The following is a 16,356-nucleotide window of genomic DNA, read 5'->3' as shown; positions in this document are numbered from 1 at the left end:
CCTTTAATACATTCAAAAGCTCTTATATTTAGATTTGGAAACAAAACTAAAGAAAGCAGAGTCATGTCAGGAATGAAATTTTCCCGTCGCCATATGATGATTGCATCTGGCGCCGCACTTGCCACCCCGTCACTGGTGCTGGCACAAGAAGCCCCCGTAGTCAAAACCCACCGTCACAACATAATGAGCTTTAGCCCACAGCGCTGGCAGGACCATTTTGACGAACTGGGCAAAGGCGCGATTGTGTCCGATATCAAATCGCGCGCCCTGCACTTTTGGAGCGGGGACGGAAAAACCTATAATATCTATCCCACGTCAGTACCCCGTACCGACGAGCTGACCAAGCGCGGCTATACCGAGATTGTGCGTAAACGTGTTGGACCCGACTGGACGCCGACCGCCTCCATGATGGAACGTGATCCGACGTTGAAATATATGCCACCCGGCCCCGGCAACCCGCTTGGCACCCATGCGATGTACCTGTCATGGCCTGCCTATCTGATTCACGGCACCCACGACACGCGCAAAATCGGGCGCCAGTCATCTGACGGTTGTATCGGTCTGTATAACCACAAGATCGAAGAACTGTTCGCAATGGTCGAAATCGGAACACAGGTCCGCCTGTTCTGATACACGCTCAAAAATACTGAAATAACTGATGCTGCGGCAATCTCGCCGCGCCGCAGCATCATATTGACACCCCCCTTCCCTAAGGTCACAACAGACCTGACAACTTCTATGATCAGGGGAGCTTTATTTCATGAAAAAAATCTACGGTAGCGCCGCAGAGGCCCTTGAGGGGGTTCTCACCGACGGTATGCTCATCGCATCAGGCGGATTTGGCCTGTGCGGGATTCCCGAACTGCTGCTGCAGGCAATTAAAGAAAACGGTGCGAAAGACCTTACTTTCGCCTCCAACAACGCAGGCGTTGACGATTTCGGCATCGGCATCCTGTTGCAGACAAAGCAAGTCAAGAAAATGATCTCCTCCTATGTGGGTGAAAACGCCGAGTTCATGCGCCAGTATCTCAGTGGCGAGCTTGAGCTTGAGTTCACGCCGCAGGGAACGCTGGCAGAGCGGATGCGCGCAGGGGGTGCCGGCATCCCCGGTTTTTACACAAAAACCGGCGTTGGAACTGTTATTGCCGAAGGCAAAGACGTGAAAAGCTGGAACGGGCAGGATTACATCCTTGAAGAAGGTATTTTTGCTGATCTGGCCATTGTGAAGGCATGGAAAGCAGACGAGACAGGCAACCTGATCTTCCGCAAGACCGCGCGCAACTTTAACCCGCCAGCCGCCATGTGCGGCAAAGTCTGCATTGTCGAAGTGGAAGAGATTGTACCGACAGGCAGCCTTGACCCCGATAATATCCACCTGCCCGGCATCTATGTGCACCGCATCATTCAGGGCGAGCATGAAAAGCGCATTGAACAGCGTACAACCCGTAAACGTGAGGAAGCATAATCATGTGGGATCGCAACCAAATGGCGGCACGCGCCGCGCAAGAGCTTGAAGACGGCATGTATGTGAACCTCGGCATCGGCATTCCGACGCTGGTGGCAAACTATGTGGGCGACAAGGATATCACGCTGCAATCGGAAAACGGTATGCTCGGCATGGGCCCCTTCCCGTTCGAGGGCGATGAAGACCCGGATCTGATCAACGCGGGCAAACAAACCATCACCGAGCTGAACCGCACAGCCTATTTTGATTCAGCGACCTCCTTTGCCATGATCCGTGGTGGCAAGATTGCCGCGGCGATTCTGGGCGCAATGGAGGTCGCCGAAAACGGCGATCTGGCGAACTGGATGATTCCGGGCAAGTTGGTCAAAGGCATGGGCGGCGCGATGGATCTGGTGGCCGGTGTGGGCCGCGTGATCGTTGTTATGGATCACGCCAACAAGCATGGCGAAAGCAAAGTGCTGAAGGAATGCACTTTGCCACTGACAGGTAAAGGCGTCGTTGATCGCATCATCACCAACATGGGTGTGCTGGATGTGGTCGAAGGTGGCTTGCGCATCGTTGAATGTGCAGAAGGCGTCACAGAAGAAGAACTGCGCGCCGCAACCGAGGCAACAATCGTCTAACCTCGACTTTATTTCATCGAAGCAAACACGCAGCCGTCCGAGATCAACTCGGGCGGCGTTTTACATAGCCCTTTAGCCACCTGAAACGCGGCAAGCACCTTGGGTACGTAATCACGGGTTTCGGCAAACGGCGGCACCCCGGAATGTTTGCGAACCGATCCCTCGCCCGCGTTATATCCCGCCAGCACCAGAATCGGATCATTGCTGAACTCTCCCATCAGCCAATCGAGATATTTGATACCGCCTGCGATGTTTTGTTCGGGAACGGTGCTGTCTGTCACGCCAAACCGGCTGGCCGTATCGGGCATCAATTGCATCAACCCCTGCGCCCCCGCACTGCTGACTGCATCCGTTCGCCCGGATGATTCAACAGATATTACCGCCAGCGCCAGCGCGGGCGATACTTTCGTCCCGATGGTTGATCGCAGAATATCAATGCCGTGCAGTTTTGCGATGTCTTGCATGTGTTGCAGGCGCGGTGCCGGAACCCGTGATGTCCCGCCCGACAGGGTTGTCATCGCCATTTCAAGCCGCCCCGGCCCCGATTCAGATGCATCGGGCGAAATTTTCGCCCAGAACCAGTCATATTGTCCTGCTTTCGGCCGTGTCACCGCGCCCGATGGTGCCGCGGCTACGACGGGATCGGGGGGTACCGAAGGTGAAGGGCGGTTAATTTTAACATTTACCCGCTTTCGCGCGCCCGATTTGGGTGGTTTTACAAATTTGGGTTTGAAATCGGGGAACGCAGGCGGAGAATCTGCCCGTAACGGTGTGCCGGCAAGGGCGAACGATACGCCTGCGCACACTATTAACGCCGGAAACATAGATTTCATGGTGCCTGCCTTCGGTTATATGACTGCTTTTTCCACCAACATCGCGCAAAAACACTGCGCAATCCAGTAAATGAGGCGCCCAATCATGGCGATTTTGCCGCAATTGGGGTGTTTACGCCGCAGCCAATATTAGATCAGAAAACCTTTTCGACAAAAAACACAAACAATACAGCGCCTTGGCTAATTTTTAGTAAAATAATCGGCAGATAGTGCAAAAGCCGTATTTGCCGCCAAATTCATGCCCCAATCATACAGCTATATAGGGTCATACCAAGTCAAGCAGGCCTGAATGAGAGCGGGCCACACAGCAAGGCAGGGTTGAAACCTAAAACCTAAAAATCCTTTGGAGGGATATTAACATGATGAAATTCGTAAAAAACTTCCGCAATGACGAAGACGGCGCAGTAACAGTAGACTGGGTTGTTCTGACAGCTGCGGTTGTTGGTCTGGCGATTGCTGCCTATGGCTCCATCAAAACCGGTTCCGACAATATGACAGCACAGACAGCAACCTTCCTTGGCGCGCAGACTGTTGGTACCGCTGGCTTCGGTAGCGTTACAGAATAAGTTTTTCTGACTTTGTCAGAACTATTGCAAGGGGGCTGCGTTCTGCATGGAATGCAGCCCCCTACTGCCTTCCCCCTTCCGGTAACTCCGGCGCATAACAACAAGAGTGCCAAGATGATCAAAAAAGCCCACGCATTCATAAACGACGAAGAAGGCGCGGTTACGGTAGACTGGGTCGTCCTGACCGCAGCTATCATTATCGTCACCATCTCCGCTTATCTGGCCATTCAAGATGGCAGCAACGAAATGGCGGATGCTGTTGGTGTGTTTCTGATAGAAACAGATCATGATCAGCTTCGTAACCCGAACCAGTAAAGCCGACCGGCATTAAGTCACCCTGCGGGCGATGCAATGATGCCACAATCCGGCGATACAATGATGGTCAGCCGGATTGGTCCGGCAAGCTATTCATTGGTATTTAACAAATGAGGAACACAAAATGCGTATGATTTTTGGACTCGTGCTGTTGGTAGGCATCGCGTTGGCTGGCGGCGCTGTGTACCTGGCAAAAGGTCAGATTGGCCAATACAAAACCGCAATCGCCCACGCAGAAGCGGCGAAAGCAAAAATTGTTCCGACAAAGAGCATCTTTGTCGTGAATCGCGCCATGAAATACGGTGAGAAGCTGACGAAAGAAGATGTCCGCGCCGTCGATTTCCCTGTCGCGGCCCTGCCCGAAGGCCATTTTAAAGATATTGCAACCATCTTCCCCGAAACAACGGACCAGTTGCGCGTTGTTTTGCGGCCGATTGAAAAAGACGAAGCCTTGCTTGAAGTGAAGGTCACAAAACCGGGTGAAGATGCCGGACTTACCTCAAGACTTGAGCCTGGCATGCGTGCCTTTGCGATCAAGGTCGATGTGTCCTCAGGTGTATCGGGCTTTCTGCGCCCTGGCGACCGTGTCGATGTTTACTGGACAGGTCGTGCCGGTGGCCAGTCAAACGCAGAGATCACGAAGCTGATCGAAGCAACAGTTCCCCTTATTGCTGTTGACCAGCGTGCCGGCGATGTTGAAGGGGCGCAGATCGCCCGGACTGTCACCGTGGCGGTAAGCCCCAATCAGGTTGCATCCCTTGCCCAAGCGCAATCAACCGGCCGGTTGTCCCTGTCGCTGGTAGGTGTCGGTGATGACGTTGTGATTGCCAGCAATATCGAAGTAAACCAGCGCGATCTGCTGGGCATTGCCGAAACGGTTCAGGCTCCCGCGCCCGAACAGGAAAAGGTTTGCACCATTCGCACACGCCGCGGTGCCGAGGTCGTCAACCTGCCCATTCCCTGCACGAACTAACCGCGCAATCAGCGAAAATAACTGATAAACAACTCAAAACCAAACGCCGCTCCTCAACGGGGCGGCGTTGTGCGTTCGCGGTCTGTTGCCATTTATCCACAGCAATAGCCCCCCTGAACGCATTGATTCTTGCAAAAAATTTCGAATTGCCCCAGTGTTATCCAAACGACGGGCAAAAAGACCCTATTTTGAGGCGTGATCAAAAAGGCAGGTCACATGAAAATCGATAGATTTATTAAAGCAGCCCTTCTGGGGTTAACGCTAAGTGTTTCCGCGTACGCAGTGACCGCCCCCACGGCTGTCAGTGCCGACAACTTACGGGTGGTGAAAAGTGGCACCAGCTCACGGCTTCAGGTACCACTGAACCGTGCGATTGTTGTCGAAAGCGATACACCTTTTGCAGAGCTCAGCATCGCCAATCCCGGCATTGCGGACCTGTCTTCGCTTTCGGATCGCACAATTTACGTGTTGGGCAAATCCCCTGGCACTACAACCATGACGTTGTTTGATGCGGCCGGTCGCCTGATCACGAATATCGATGTGGTCGTCACCCCCGATCTTTCGGAATTCAAGGAACGCCTGCGTCAGATTCTGCCGGGCGAGAAAATCGAAGTGCGCTCTGCAAATGACGGCATCGTTCTTTCCGGCATTGTATCCTCGGCGCAGAAACTTTCCCGTGCTCTTGAATTGGCCGAACGCTATGCACCCGAGCGCGTGTCGAATTTGATGAGCGTTGGCGGCATTCAGCAGGTTATGCTGAAAGTCCGCTTCGCAGAAATGCAGCGTTCTGTTTCAAAATCCCTCAGTTCGTCCCTATCGCTGAGCGGTGGTATCGGTAGCGATCTGGGTGTGCGCGCAGGTAGCGGCACCCTTACCACCAATGGCGGCAGTACAAGCGCGATCGCAGGCGAGCTGCCGGGCGCAAACACAAACACCGGCGCGATCTTGTTCGGCTTTAATGCAGGCTCCACACAGGTCGGCATCCTTCTTGAGGCGCTAGAGCAAAAAGGCGTTGTGCGTTTCCTTGCAGAGCCCAACCTTGTTGCGCTGTCAGGTCAGGAAGCAAAATTTCTTGCCGGTGGTGAATACCCCATTCCAATTGCGCAGGATGATGGCGGAACTGCTATTGAGTTCAAGCCTTTCGGCGTCGAACTGTCGTTTATTCCGCGCGTTGTGGATAAAGACCTGATCAACCTCGAACTGAAGGCTGCTGTTTCAGCCATCGATCCGGCCAACGGCATCACGCTCAACGGCGGGTTTTCTGTCGCGGCTTTCTCCCGGCGCGAAACATCCACAACCGTAGAAATGCGCGACGGCGAAAGCTTTGCCATTGCCGGATTGTTGCAGGACGATTTCACCGACAATTCGTCGCAACTGCCATGGATCGGCGATGTTCCGGTATTGGGCGCCCTCTTCCGCTCTGCCAATTACCAGCGCAGCCAGACCGAGCTGGTCATCATCATCAGTTCGCACCTTGTCACGCCCACCCGCGGCGAGGCATTGACCCTGCCAACCGATCGCATCAAACCGCCCACGGAAAAAGACCTGTTTATGTTTGGTCGCACCGCCGCCGGAACACGCACGCCTAAAAAAGGTGCTGCAGGCGAGGTTGCCAAGCAGGACTTTACCGGGTCATATGGCTATGTACTGGACTAAGAAAATGCAAAGCATGACCAAACGGAATATCATCATCGGCAGCGTAGTGTCAGCAACCTTGGGGCTGTCTGCATGCACTTCCACCAGTTCCGATCCGGTTTACACGCAGTTTTACTCCGAAGCCGGCTCACTGGTAGATGCAGGTGATTTCGGGAATTCTACGCTGAACAACCGGTTGGTTATGACAGGCGAACGTCAATACACCTTCGATCTGGCTAGACGGTTCTCCACCGAAGTCGACAGCACCGTTAACTTCGCATTCAACTCCGCACAACTTGACCGAACAGCCCAAGCGATCCTGCGCCAACAGGCAAACTGGATCAGACAGTTCCCCGAGATTCGATTCCGCGTGTACGGGCATACTGATGCTGTCGGCTCCAACCGCGCGAACAAAAGCCTTGGTCAGCGGCGCGCGAATGCTGTCGTAAACTACTTCTCGACGCTGGGCATAAGCCGCCAGCGGTTGGAAGCAGTTGTTTCCTTCGGAGAAACGCAGCCGCTGGTTGTGACCCAAGGCCGCGAACGCCGCAACCGTCGCACTGTCACAGAGGTAAGCGGTTTTGTTAAGCGTCACCCCACCGTGATGGACGGAAAATACGCCCAAATCATATATCGCGACTATGTTAACAGCGCAGTATCGCAACCGACACTGTCGTCAACAACTGTCCAAGGGCTCGATGGATGACCCCCCTGTAATTTAACCGTTAGCCGCCCCCTGAGGGCGGCTTTTTCCGTTTTGACCCCCGATTTTGTGTGGTCCAATCCCGCCAGAAACCTGTGATCGTTTCAAGAAACCCAACAATCGCAGCTTTTCGGCCCCAATCTCGCCTAACTTCCCTGCGATTAATTCTTCAACGAGAAAACTCTGTCCGGCAAAACGTCGGCGGGGGCAGCTCGGCCTTTGAAGAATACCACTCCGGTATCCCGATCCGGCCTCGCAGCCCTTTGATAGAAGGAAAGAAGGCAATGAGCAGCGTGATGCCACAACCAGATCGGGATGTAATCCTTGCGTGTACCGTCAGCCGGGATGTGCAAAATTTTGATTTGCTCATCGAGGATATGGAAAGCGCATTGGGCGAAAGCTGGGGTGATCTAGGCTTCGCCGAAGCACTGGCGTTTTTCGGTCAACCCGAAGCCGACGGGATGGAGTTCATTGCCCTTGCGATGGACGACGAAGACGAAGAAAACATGCCCCTGATGAGCGAGATCATTGTTCAGGCCAAAAACCGCGGCCTGAAGGTGATCCTGATCGCCGAAGATGTAACGCCAAGCGCGCTGCATTCCCTGTTGCGCCAAGGTGCTGATGAATTTGTGCCCTACCCGCTTCCCGAAGGTGAATTGGCACAGGCAATCGCTCGTCTACGCGTGCCAGAAGCCGTACCGACCCCTTCAGAGTCTTCCAGTCCCTTGAAGGCCGGGGCGCAGAAGGATGGCGCAGTGATTGTTGTGCACGGTCTGGCAGGCGGCACAGGGTCCACCACCATGGCAGTCAACCTCGCCTGGGAGTTGGCAAACATCGAGAAAAAAGACGCACCGTCGGTCTGTCTGCTTGATCTTGATCTGCAATACGGGTCCGTTTCGACCTTCCTCGATCTGCCGCGGCGCGAAATTGTCTACGAAATGCTGGCCGACACCGAAAGCATGGACGAAGAAATCTTTGGTCAGGCGTTGGTAAGCTACGAAGACAAGATGAGCGTGTTGACCGCCCCTGCGGATATGCTGCCGCTTGATCTTGTCTCCTCCGAAGACATCAACCGCGTTCTGGATATAGCGCGCAACCAGTTTGACTATGTCGTAATCGATATGCCCTCGACATTGGTCCAATGGTCCGAAGCTGTGCTGTCATCGGCGCACCTCTACTTTGCTACATTGGAGCTGGACATGCGCTCTGCCCAGAACACGCTGCGGTTCAAGCGCGCGTTGCAATCGGAGGATCTGCCGATTGAAAAGGTGCGGTATGTGCTGAACCGCGCGCCAAAGTTCACCGATCTGAACGCAAAAAGCCGCGTCAAACGGATGGCGGAAAGCTTGGCAATTTCCATTGATATCCAGTTGCCCGATGGCGGCAAGCCGATCACGCAGGCCAACGATCACGGTATGCCGCTGGCGGCTTCGGCTCCCAAAAGCCCCCTGCGCAAAGAGATCGTCAAACTGGCGTCGTCCATCCACAGCCTGCGCAATTCCGATGCCGAAGCGGCCTAATCCCTGAACATAGAAAGCATAACGCCATGTTCTCCAAATATAAAAAAGCCGAAGCAGCCGCTGCGCCCAAGGCAACGGTAACCCCGATCGAGACGGCAAAACCGGCCGCGCCCGCATCCATGCGCAAGGCATCCCAGCCCGCAGCACCTGTCGCCGTAGACAAGGAGTTAAAGCGCAAGCAGCGCATGGGCGAGATCAAGCTGGACCTTCACCGGGTCCTGCTGGACAGCCTGAACCTTGCCGCGCTTGAACACGCCACCGAAGCGGACCTTCGTCAGGAGATCAATGCAATTTCGGCAGAACACCTCGCCGAAAACTCTATCGTTCTAGGCCGCGAAGACCGCATCGCGCTGAACTCAGAACTTTATGACGAAGTCACCGGTCTGGGCCCGCTTGAGACATTGCTGAAAGACGAGTCGGTTAACGATATTCTCGTAAACGGGCCGCAGCAGATTTTTGTTGAACGCTCGGGCAAGCTGGAACTGACGGACGTTACGTTCAAAGACGAGCGCCATCTTTTGCGGATCATCGATAAAATCGTTTCCGCTGTTGGCCGCCGTGTTGATGAATCAAACCCCTATGTTGACGCGCGTCTAAAGGACGGTTCGCGCTTCAACGCAATGGTGCCGCCTGTTGCGGTTGACGGATCGCTTGTCTCTATCCGGAAATTCAAAAAGGACAAGCTGGGTATCGACGACCTGGTGCAGTTCGGCGCCTTTACCGAGGAAATGGCCGCATATCTGCAAGCCGCAGTTGCGACGCGCCTAAACGTGATCGTGTCGGGCGGTACGGGTTCGGGTAAGACGACCACGCTGAACGCCCTGTCCTCATTCATCGACAACGCAGAACGCATCCTGACCATCGAGGACACGGCGGAACTCCAACTGCAACAGACCCACGTAGGCCGGATGGAATCCCGCCCCCCCAACGTGGAAGGCAAAGGTGAGGTTTCACCGCGCGACTGTTTGAAAAACGCTCTGCGTATGCGCCCTGACCGCATTATCGTTGGTGAAACACGTGGCGAGGAAGTGATCGATATGCTTCAGGCCATGAACACCGGCCACGACGGTTCGATGACGACGATCCACGCAAACTCCGCACGTGACGGCGTATCACGTCTGGAAAACATGATTGCCATGGCCGGTATCGAAATGCCCCTGAAAGCGGTGCGCAGCCAGATTTCAAGCGCTGTGAACCTCATCGTGCAGGCCAGCCGCCTGCAAGATGGTAGCCGCCGCATGACCTCAATCACCGAGATTACGGGCATGGAAGGAGATGTTATCTCCATGCAGGAGATTTTCCGCTACCAGCGTGTGGGCCTGACACCCGAAAACAAGATTATAGGTCATTTCACCGCAACGGGCGTGCGCAGCCACTACGCGGAACGTTTCCGCATGTGGGGCTATGATTTGCCTGCGTCCATCTACGAACCCATCGCTGCCGAATAACGCAAGGGAGCGAATTTAGCCGCTCTCCGCACACGGAAAAAACCACGCGCCGAGGCGCAAAAAGGACCGGAACCATGAGTGCAGAACCAATTATCTACGGGTTGATCTTTGTCGGCGTCCTTGTGCTGGTCGAAGGTCTGTATCTTGTGGCGTTCGGCAAATCCATCTCGCTGAACTCGCGCGTGAATCGCCGCCTGGAAATGCTGGAAAAAGGCCAGCGCCGCGAAGAGGTACTGGAAAAGCTGCGCAAGGAAATGCAGCAGCACATGAATGCAAAGTCCATTCCGTTGTATTCGTTACTGGCTGAAAAGGCGCAAAAAGCCGCGATTGCGTTTACCCCACAGCAGCTGTTGATGGTAATGGCAGGTCTGTCAGTGGTAGTGTTTATGGGCCTGACGGTCGGCACCGCCGCCGAAGCGCCCGTCCGGATCGTTATGTCTATCGGTATGGGGGTCGGCGGGGTCTTTATGTGGATCTCCATGAAGGCCAACAAACGCATGGCCATGATCGAGGAACAATTGCCGGATGCGGTGGAACTTATGGTGCGATCGCTTCGGGTCGGCCATCCGTTCACCAACGCAATCACCATCGTTTCAAAGGAAATTCAGGACCCGCTTGCCTCCGAGTTCGGGGTCATCGCGGACGAGGCAGCATACGGGCGCGATATTGGCGAAGCACTGAAAGACATGGCAGAGCGGCTGGATATGCAGGATATGCGTTTTCTTGCGGTGGCCGTAACGATCCAACAGCAATCCGGTGGTAACCTTGCTGAAATTCTGGCCGGTCTGGCCAAGGTGATCCGCGCACGCTTCCGTCTGTTCCGCCGTGTAAAGGCGATCACCGCCGAGGCGAAGTGGTCAGGCAAGTTTCTTTCGGCGTTCCCACTGCTTGCTCTGGTTGTGATCAACGTCGCCGATCCGAACTATTACGACGAAGTTAAAGAAACCCCCTATTTCATTCCCGCCTGTTTCTTTGTCGGTATCTTCTTGGGCGTTAACCTCATTGTGATGCGCGTGCTCACAAACATCAAAGTGTAAGGGGCTGTCATGTTAAACGACATCAACACTGCCATCAGTGATGTGATGGGGCCATTCGGCCTGATTATCATCCTTGGGGTTATCGGAATTATCCTTGTTCTGGCGACTGTCGCCATGATGATGAACCAGCCCGAAGACCCGCTGGAAAAACTGAAGCGACAGCAAAGTACCCCGCGCAAGGGTGCAGGCGATGCCCCCGCAGCGCTGCGCCAGAAAGGCAGCAACGCCCAGTTGCAGAAATTCGCGACCTATCTTGAACCAAAAGACGTCGAAGAGCTGAGCCAGAAACAGCTGGAACTGCGTCAGGCGGGATACCAGTCACGCGATGCCGTTCGTATGTTCTATTTCGCCCAGATGGCATTGGGTTTGCTGGGCCTGGTGATCGGCGTGGTTTACACCAACTTCATCGTAGAGGGCGAGATGACCACCCAGAAAACCATCATGTGGACCCTCGGTCCCGGAGGGATCGGGTACTGGTTGCCCAAATACTGGGTCACCCGCCGCGTTGCGGCGCGCAAGGAAGAAATCGAAAACGGCTTTCCCGATGCGCTTGATATGATGCTGGTCTGTGTCGAAGCGGGTCAGGCGCTGGATCAGTGTATCGTGCGTGTTGCCGCAGAATTGCGCGCCTCCTACGCCGCGCTTGCCGATGAATTCGAAGTCGTCGCACAGGAAATGAAAGCCGGTAAAGACAAGGTAAACGTGTTGAATGACATGGGGACACGTTGCGGCGTGCAGGATGTCTCCTCTTTTGTGACGGTCTTGGTCCAGTCGGCCGCCTTTGGTACATCCATCGCTGATGCGTTGCGTGTTTATGCGGCGGAAATGCGTGACAAACGCGTTATGAAAGCCGAGGAAGCCGCAAACAAGTTGCCAACCAAGATGACACTTGCCACAATGATGTTCACGGTCCCGCCGCTGCTGATCATTCTTGTTGGTCCATCGGTGCTTGGTATCACGAAAATGGGTGAAGTGATGGGCCCTGGAGGCAACTAATGAACTTACGGTTGGGGCGCGGTGTCGCGCTCCTGATCCTGCCACTTTCTTTGGCCGCCTGTTCATCGGGCGGCTTTGGCATATCTGGTTTCGGCGACAAAAACCCCGATACGCTCGACGCGCCGGGGGTAGATCTGCGTGCAGACGGTGCCGACAATCTTGAAACCGGTCACCGGCTGGTGTCATCGGGCCAGTACGAACTGGCAATCCGCTCGTTCAACCGCGCAGCGATTGACCGCGGCACTGTCGATGCCGAGATTCTGTCTGGCCTGGGTACGGCCAATTTGGGGTTGGGCCGGCTGGGACAGGCCGAAAAACTTTTGCGCCGCGCCGTTGAGCGGGACGCAACCCAGCCCGAAATCTGGAACAATCTAGGCGTTGTTCTGATGGAACGTGGCAAAAATGCCGATGCGACACAGATATTTCGCAAGGCTTTTGCCCTCGACAATGGCGAAAGTGTCTCAATTCGCGACAATTTGCGATTAGCGCTCGAAAAAAGTGAGAACTCTGGTACATCTTCGGATAACTTAAATGATTATAAACTGGTGCGCCGCGGATCGTCCGACTACGTGATCCGCTCGGGGCTGTGACCTAAAAATAGGCATGGCATCTATCACCCGCGCAGGGGCACCGGATGAGGCAGAAGCAGTAAAGGACGCAAACCATGCGCCACAAATCCGTTTTGATCACCCTTCTTGCAGGGGCCACGATGCTGGCAGCCTGCGCTGAAAAAAGCGCGGAGGAAACCGTAGAGCGCGCGTTTCAGGATGTGAACGTCATTGACGATGCAAACCTCAACGATGTCATGCTGACAGTCGCCGACCCGAACGAGGCGGTCACCTATTTTAAACGTGTAACGGGCGAGCAACCCAACAACATAGAATTCCACCGCGGCTTGGCATTGTCCCTGATCCGCGCCAAGCGCCACGATGAAGGGGCCGCGGCATGGCAACGCACGGTAGCGCTGGAAGGCGCAACAGACGCTGATCGTGTCGAACTGGCCGATGCACAAATCCGTTCAGGAAACTGGGCCGGTGCCGAGAAAACGCTGACAGCGATCCCGCCGACACATGAAACTTTTGCCCGCTACCGTCTCGAAGCGATCGTCGCCGACAGCAAACAGCAGTGGAAAAAAGCAGACAGCTTTTATGAAATCGCCGTCGGGCTCACCACCTCCCCCGCGCCGGTTCTGAACAACTGGGGTTATTCCAAACTGACGCGCGGTGATTATAAAGATGCCGAACGGTTGTTCAGCAGCGCGGTCGCTCAGGACGGCACATTGTTCACAGCGAAAAACAATCTTGTGCTCGCCCGTGGTGCCCAGCGTGATTACAATCTGCCCGTTGTCCCCATGGACCAGACAGAGCGCGCACAGCTTTTGCACACCATGGCACTTTCGGCGATCAAGCAGGGTGACGTAGAGACAGGCAAGGGCCTGCTGCGCGAAGCAATCGATACACACCCACAGCATTTCGAGGCGGCATCACGTTCCCTCGCGGCGCTCGAAGCCTGAGCCATGGACATCACAGCGACCACAGCTGCATGGTTTTTGCCGTTTGTAACGCCGATCTGCCTTTATGTTGTATACACCGATGTTTCGCGCATGAAGATCACCAATGTCGCAAATATGGCGCTTGTCGGCGTGTTTGTGGTCATCGGCCTGATCGCTCTGCCCTTCGAAACCTATTTGTGGCGGCTGCTTGCCATTGTGATCATGCTGGTGGTCGGAATGGTGCTGAACGCCGCTGGCGTTATGGGGGCGGGCGATAGCAAATTCATCGCAGCCGCAGCCCCCTACATTGCGATCGGCGATTTGCGCGTCCTGATGTGGCTGTTCATCGGCATCCTTCTGGCATCGTTCATCACCCATCGTATTGCCAAAAACACCCCGCTGCGCCGCTTGGCACCCAATTGGACCAGTTGGACCGAAAATAAAAAATTTCCCATGGGCCTCGCCCTTGGAACCACACTTATCGCCTATCTTGTCCTTGGTTTCCTTTATGGCGCCTGAATAACGCCATTTTTATCCCCTATGGGTCACAAAAGCCCAACTGAGCAGAGGGACCTACCACAATGAACGCCCCAACAAATGCCGTCATGGCACCGCCCCCGCCAAAAACACTGGCAGATATGCGTTTGCCCATCGTCATGATGCGCGACATTCTGATCAAAACAATCTTCCGCAAAAACCTCGATCTGGTGAGCGAGTTGTCAAAAGCGGTCTGTCTGCCGATCCCTGTTGTTCAGGAACTGGTGGATATGTGCAGAACCCAGCGGCTGATCGAAGCAACAGGTACATTGAACGCCCAAAACGGTAACGAAATGGGCTACCAGTTGACGGACACCGGAAAGGCGCGCGCCCTTGATGCGCTTGCGCAGTCGGAGTATTTCGGCCCCATGCCCGTCCCCCTTACGGTCTACAAAGAGCAGGTGCAGCGCCAGTCGGTGCGCAACATGCAAATCACCCGCTCGCAACTGACCGGCGCTATGGGCCATCTGATTTTGCCCGATGATCTGGTCGACAATCTGGGTCCCGCTGTCTCTGCCGGTCGCTCGATCCTCATGTATGGCCCCCCAGGTAACGGGAAATCCTCAATCTCGAACGGTATCCGCGACGCGCTGGGGGATCAGGTCTATGTGCCCCACGCCATCGAATACGCCTCACAGGTGATCACGGTATTCGATCCGATCGTTCACAACGAAATCGCCAGAGAGGAACAGGATCCGCACTCCCTGCGCCGGATCACCCGCTTTGATGCACGCTATGTCTGCTGCGAACGCCCATCGGTCATCACCGGTGGTGAGCTGTCGCTGGATATGCTTGATCTGGTCTACAACCCGTCCGCCAAGACCTATCAGGCTCCGCTCCAGCTTAAATCCACCGGCGGTATCTTTATTGTGGATGACCTTGGCCGCCAGAAAGAACCACCACAAAGCATAGTCAACCGCTGGATTGTACCACTGGAAGAAAGCAAGGATATCCTCGCCCTGCAATCGGGCGAAAAATTCGAAGTGCCCTTCGACACGCTGGTGATCTTCTCCACCAACTTCCACCCGAACGAAATTTTTGACACCGCGGCCCTTCGCCGTATTTTCTTCAAAATCAAAATCGACGGGCCCAATCAGGCGAATTTCCTGAAAATCTTTGCCATGGTCGCCAAAAAGCGCAAAATCCCGCTTGATGAAGCAACACTGGTTCACCTGCTGAAAAACAAATACCCGACCATCGAAAACGTCTATGCGAACTATCAACCGATCTTTCTGATCGACCAGATGATTGCCGTGTGCGAATTCGAGGGTATTCCCTACCAGATGTCACCGGCGCTGGTTGATCGCGCCTGGGCCAATATGTTCGTCAAAGACGAACACATCGTGCGATAACGTCATGCGCTCGCGCACCGGTATCGCAGGCTGCGGCAGAATGGGCGCTCCTATGCTTGCAGCGTAGCGTGCCGCAGGTGTACCGGCGCGCGGATATGACATTGTCCCGATGCATGTCCCCCATATCACGGATGACATCGCGGTCTTCAGCGAAGACCTCGACACCCTCATTACAGTGGTGCGCGACATCGACCAGACAGAAGCAGTGTTGTTCGGTGAACAGAACCTCGTAGAAATTCCGACCCTGATCCGCATCATCATCTGTTCTACACTTTCCCCGCGCTACGTTCGGGATCTGCGCGCACGTATTCCCGCCCGCATCGCGCTGATCGATGCCCCGATGTCAGGGGCACAAATCGCCGCACGCGAAGCACGCCTCAGCTTCATGCTCGGCGGCAATACAGCAGACCTCGACGCAGCCCAGCCCCTGTTCAGCGCCATGGGCAAACATTTCCATCGTATGGGTGAATTCGGCGCAGGTATGCAAGCCAAGGTTCTCAACAATCTTCTTGCCGCATCAAACACCACCATGACACGGCTGGTGCTCGATTGGGCCGATGATGCGGGTCTTGATATCAGCGCCCTCCTCGATCTCATTCACACATCGTCAGGTCAGAACTGGTTCGCGTCAGGCTTCAACAGCATCGAATTCGCCCGCGACGGCCATGCCCCCGACAACACAATCGCGATACTCGTAAAAGATATCGCCAGCGCACTCAATGCCGCCCCGCAAGGCGCCGACACCAGCCTGCCGGAAGCCATCCAGGATACAATCAAAAATCTAAAATCACGCCCCTAGCGCAATTTCTTTTGGCCGGAAATATCCCGGGGGAATTGACCCGCAGGGTCAATGGGGGCTGG

18 protein-coding genes are annotated in these 16,356 nt (G+C 54.9%); 17 read left to right on the top strand and 1 reads right to left on the bottom strand.

What is annotated here, in order from left to right; translation table 11 throughout:
- Positions 1-63 precede the first annotated feature (63 nt).
- The 3 genes from OS189_RS14745 (at position 64) to OS189_RS14735 (ending at position 2,088) form a co-directional block, all read left to right on the top strand.
- Entirely contained in the window at positions 64-630 is a 567-nt protein-coding gene (locus OS189_RS14745) for a L,D-transpeptidase (protein WP_267168091.1), read from the top strand.
- Between the two features lie 130 nt (positions 631-760).
- Positions 761-1,465, top strand: coding sequence for a CoA transferase subunit A (locus OS189_RS14740; RefSeq protein WP_267168090.1), 705 nt, complete (start codon positions 761-763; stop codon positions 1,463-1,465).
- A complete protein-coding gene (locus tag OS189_RS14735) occupies positions 1,465-2,088 on the top strand; it encodes a CoA transferase subunit B (protein WP_267168142.1) in 624 nt (207 codons plus the stop codon). Before OS189_RS14740 ends, OS189_RS14735 begins: the two co-directional genes overlap by 1 nt.
- Positions 2,089-2,096: 8 nt before the next feature.
- On the opposite strand, the gene OS189_RS14730 is transcribed toward OS189_RS14735, so the two are convergent.
- Entirely contained in the window at positions 2,097-2,912 is an 816-nt protein-coding gene (locus OS189_RS14730; protein ID WP_267168141.1) for a lytic transglycosylase domain-containing protein, read from the bottom strand.
- Between the two features lie 368 nt (positions 2,913-3,280).
- Here OS189_RS14730 and OS189_RS14725 point away from each other — a divergent pair, with 368 nt between their 5' ends.
- From OS189_RS14725 to OS189_RS14660, 14 genes are all read left to right on the top strand, one after another.
- Positions 3,281-3,487, top strand: coding sequence for a Flp family type IVb pilin (locus OS189_RS14725; RefSeq protein ID WP_267168089.1), 207 nt, complete (start codon positions 3,281-3,283; stop codon positions 3,485-3,487).
- A gap of 51 nt (positions 3,488-3,538) precedes the next feature.
- On the top strand, positions 3,539-3,802 hold the full coding sequence (locus tag OS189_RS14720) for a Flp family type IVb pilin (RefSeq protein WP_323380236.1): 264 nt from the start codon (positions 3,539-3,541) through the stop codon (positions 3,800-3,802).
- Between the two features lie 124 nt (positions 3,803-3,926).
- Positions 3,927-4,775 (top strand): Flp pilus assembly protein CpaB, encoded by an 849-nt coding sequence (gene cpaB, locus OS189_RS14715; protein ID WP_267168088.1) that lies wholly within the window; start codon positions 3,927-3,929, stop codon positions 4,773-4,775.
- Between the two features lie 216 nt (positions 4,776-4,991).
- Positions 4,992-6,431 (top strand): type II and III secretion system protein family protein, encoded by a 1,440-nt coding sequence (locus OS189_RS14710; RefSeq protein WP_267168087.1) that lies wholly within the window; start codon positions 4,992-4,994, stop codon positions 6,429-6,431.
- Positions 6,432-6,444: 13 nt separating this feature from the next.
- On the top strand, positions 6,445-7,116 hold the full coding sequence (locus OS189_RS14705) for an OmpA family protein (RefSeq protein ID WP_416237487.1): 672 nt from the start codon (positions 6,445-6,447) through the stop codon (positions 7,114-7,116).
- Positions 7,117-7,397: 281 nt separating this feature from the next.
- Positions 7,398-8,633, top strand: coding sequence for a CpaE/TadZ family protein (locus OS189_RS14700; RefSeq protein ID WP_267168085.1), 1,236 nt, complete (start codon positions 7,398-7,400; stop codon positions 8,631-8,633).
- A gap of 26 nt (positions 8,634-8,659) precedes the next feature.
- Positions 8,660-10,081, top strand: coding sequence for a TadA family conjugal transfer-associated ATPase (locus OS189_RS14695; RefSeq protein ID WP_267168084.1), 1,422 nt, complete (start codon positions 8,660-8,662; stop codon positions 10,079-10,081).
- 74 nt (positions 10,082-10,155) lie between these two features.
- Entirely contained in the window at positions 10,156-11,118 is a 963-nt protein-coding gene (locus OS189_RS14690) for a type II secretion system F family protein (RefSeq protein WP_267168083.1), read from the top strand.
- Between the two features lie 9 nt (positions 11,119-11,127).
- The gene (locus OS189_RS14685; protein WP_267168082.1) at positions 11,128-12,114 is read left to right on the top strand and encodes a type II secretion system F family protein; all 987 of its coding nucleotides are present in this window, start codon (positions 11,128-11,130) and stop codon (positions 12,112-12,114) included.
- Positions 12,114-12,704 carry a tetratricopeptide repeat protein gene (locus OS189_RS14680; RefSeq protein WP_267168081.1) on the top strand — a complete coding sequence of 197 codons (591 nt, stop codon included), beginning with the start codon at positions 12,114-12,116 and terminating at the stop codon, positions 12,702-12,704. Before OS189_RS14685 ends, OS189_RS14680 begins: the two co-directional genes overlap by 1 nt.
- 74 nt (positions 12,705-12,778) lie before the next feature.
- A complete protein-coding gene (locus OS189_RS14675) occupies positions 12,779-13,627 on the top strand; it encodes a tetratricopeptide repeat protein (protein ID WP_267168080.1) in 849 nt (282 codons plus the stop codon).
- A gap of 3 nt (positions 13,628-13,630) precedes the next feature.
- Positions 13,631-14,125, top strand: coding sequence for a prepilin peptidase (locus OS189_RS14670; protein ID WP_267168079.1), 495 nt, complete (start codon positions 13,631-13,633; stop codon positions 14,123-14,125).
- A 62-nt stretch (positions 14,126-14,187) separates the two neighbouring features.
- Entirely contained in the window at positions 14,188-15,495 is a 1,308-nt protein-coding gene (locus OS189_RS14665) for a DUF8689 domain-containing protein (RefSeq protein WP_267168078.1), read from the top strand.
- A 109-nt stretch (positions 15,496-15,604) separates the two neighbouring features.
- Complete coding sequence (locus OS189_RS14660; RefSeq protein ID WP_267168077.1) at positions 15,605-16,294, top strand: NAD(P)-dependent oxidoreductase; 690 nt, start codon at positions 15,605-15,607, stop codon at positions 16,292-16,294.
- Positions 16,295-16,356 lie beyond the last annotated feature (62 nt).

This window comes from Sulfitobacter sp. F26169L, from assembly GCF_026410285.1.
Lineage (GTDB): Bacteria > Pseudomonadota > Alphaproteobacteria > Rhodobacterales > Rhodobacteraceae > Sulfitobacter.
The sequence above is the reverse complement of the archived record's forward strand: the minus strand, read 5'-3'. Positions and strand labels throughout refer to the sequence as shown.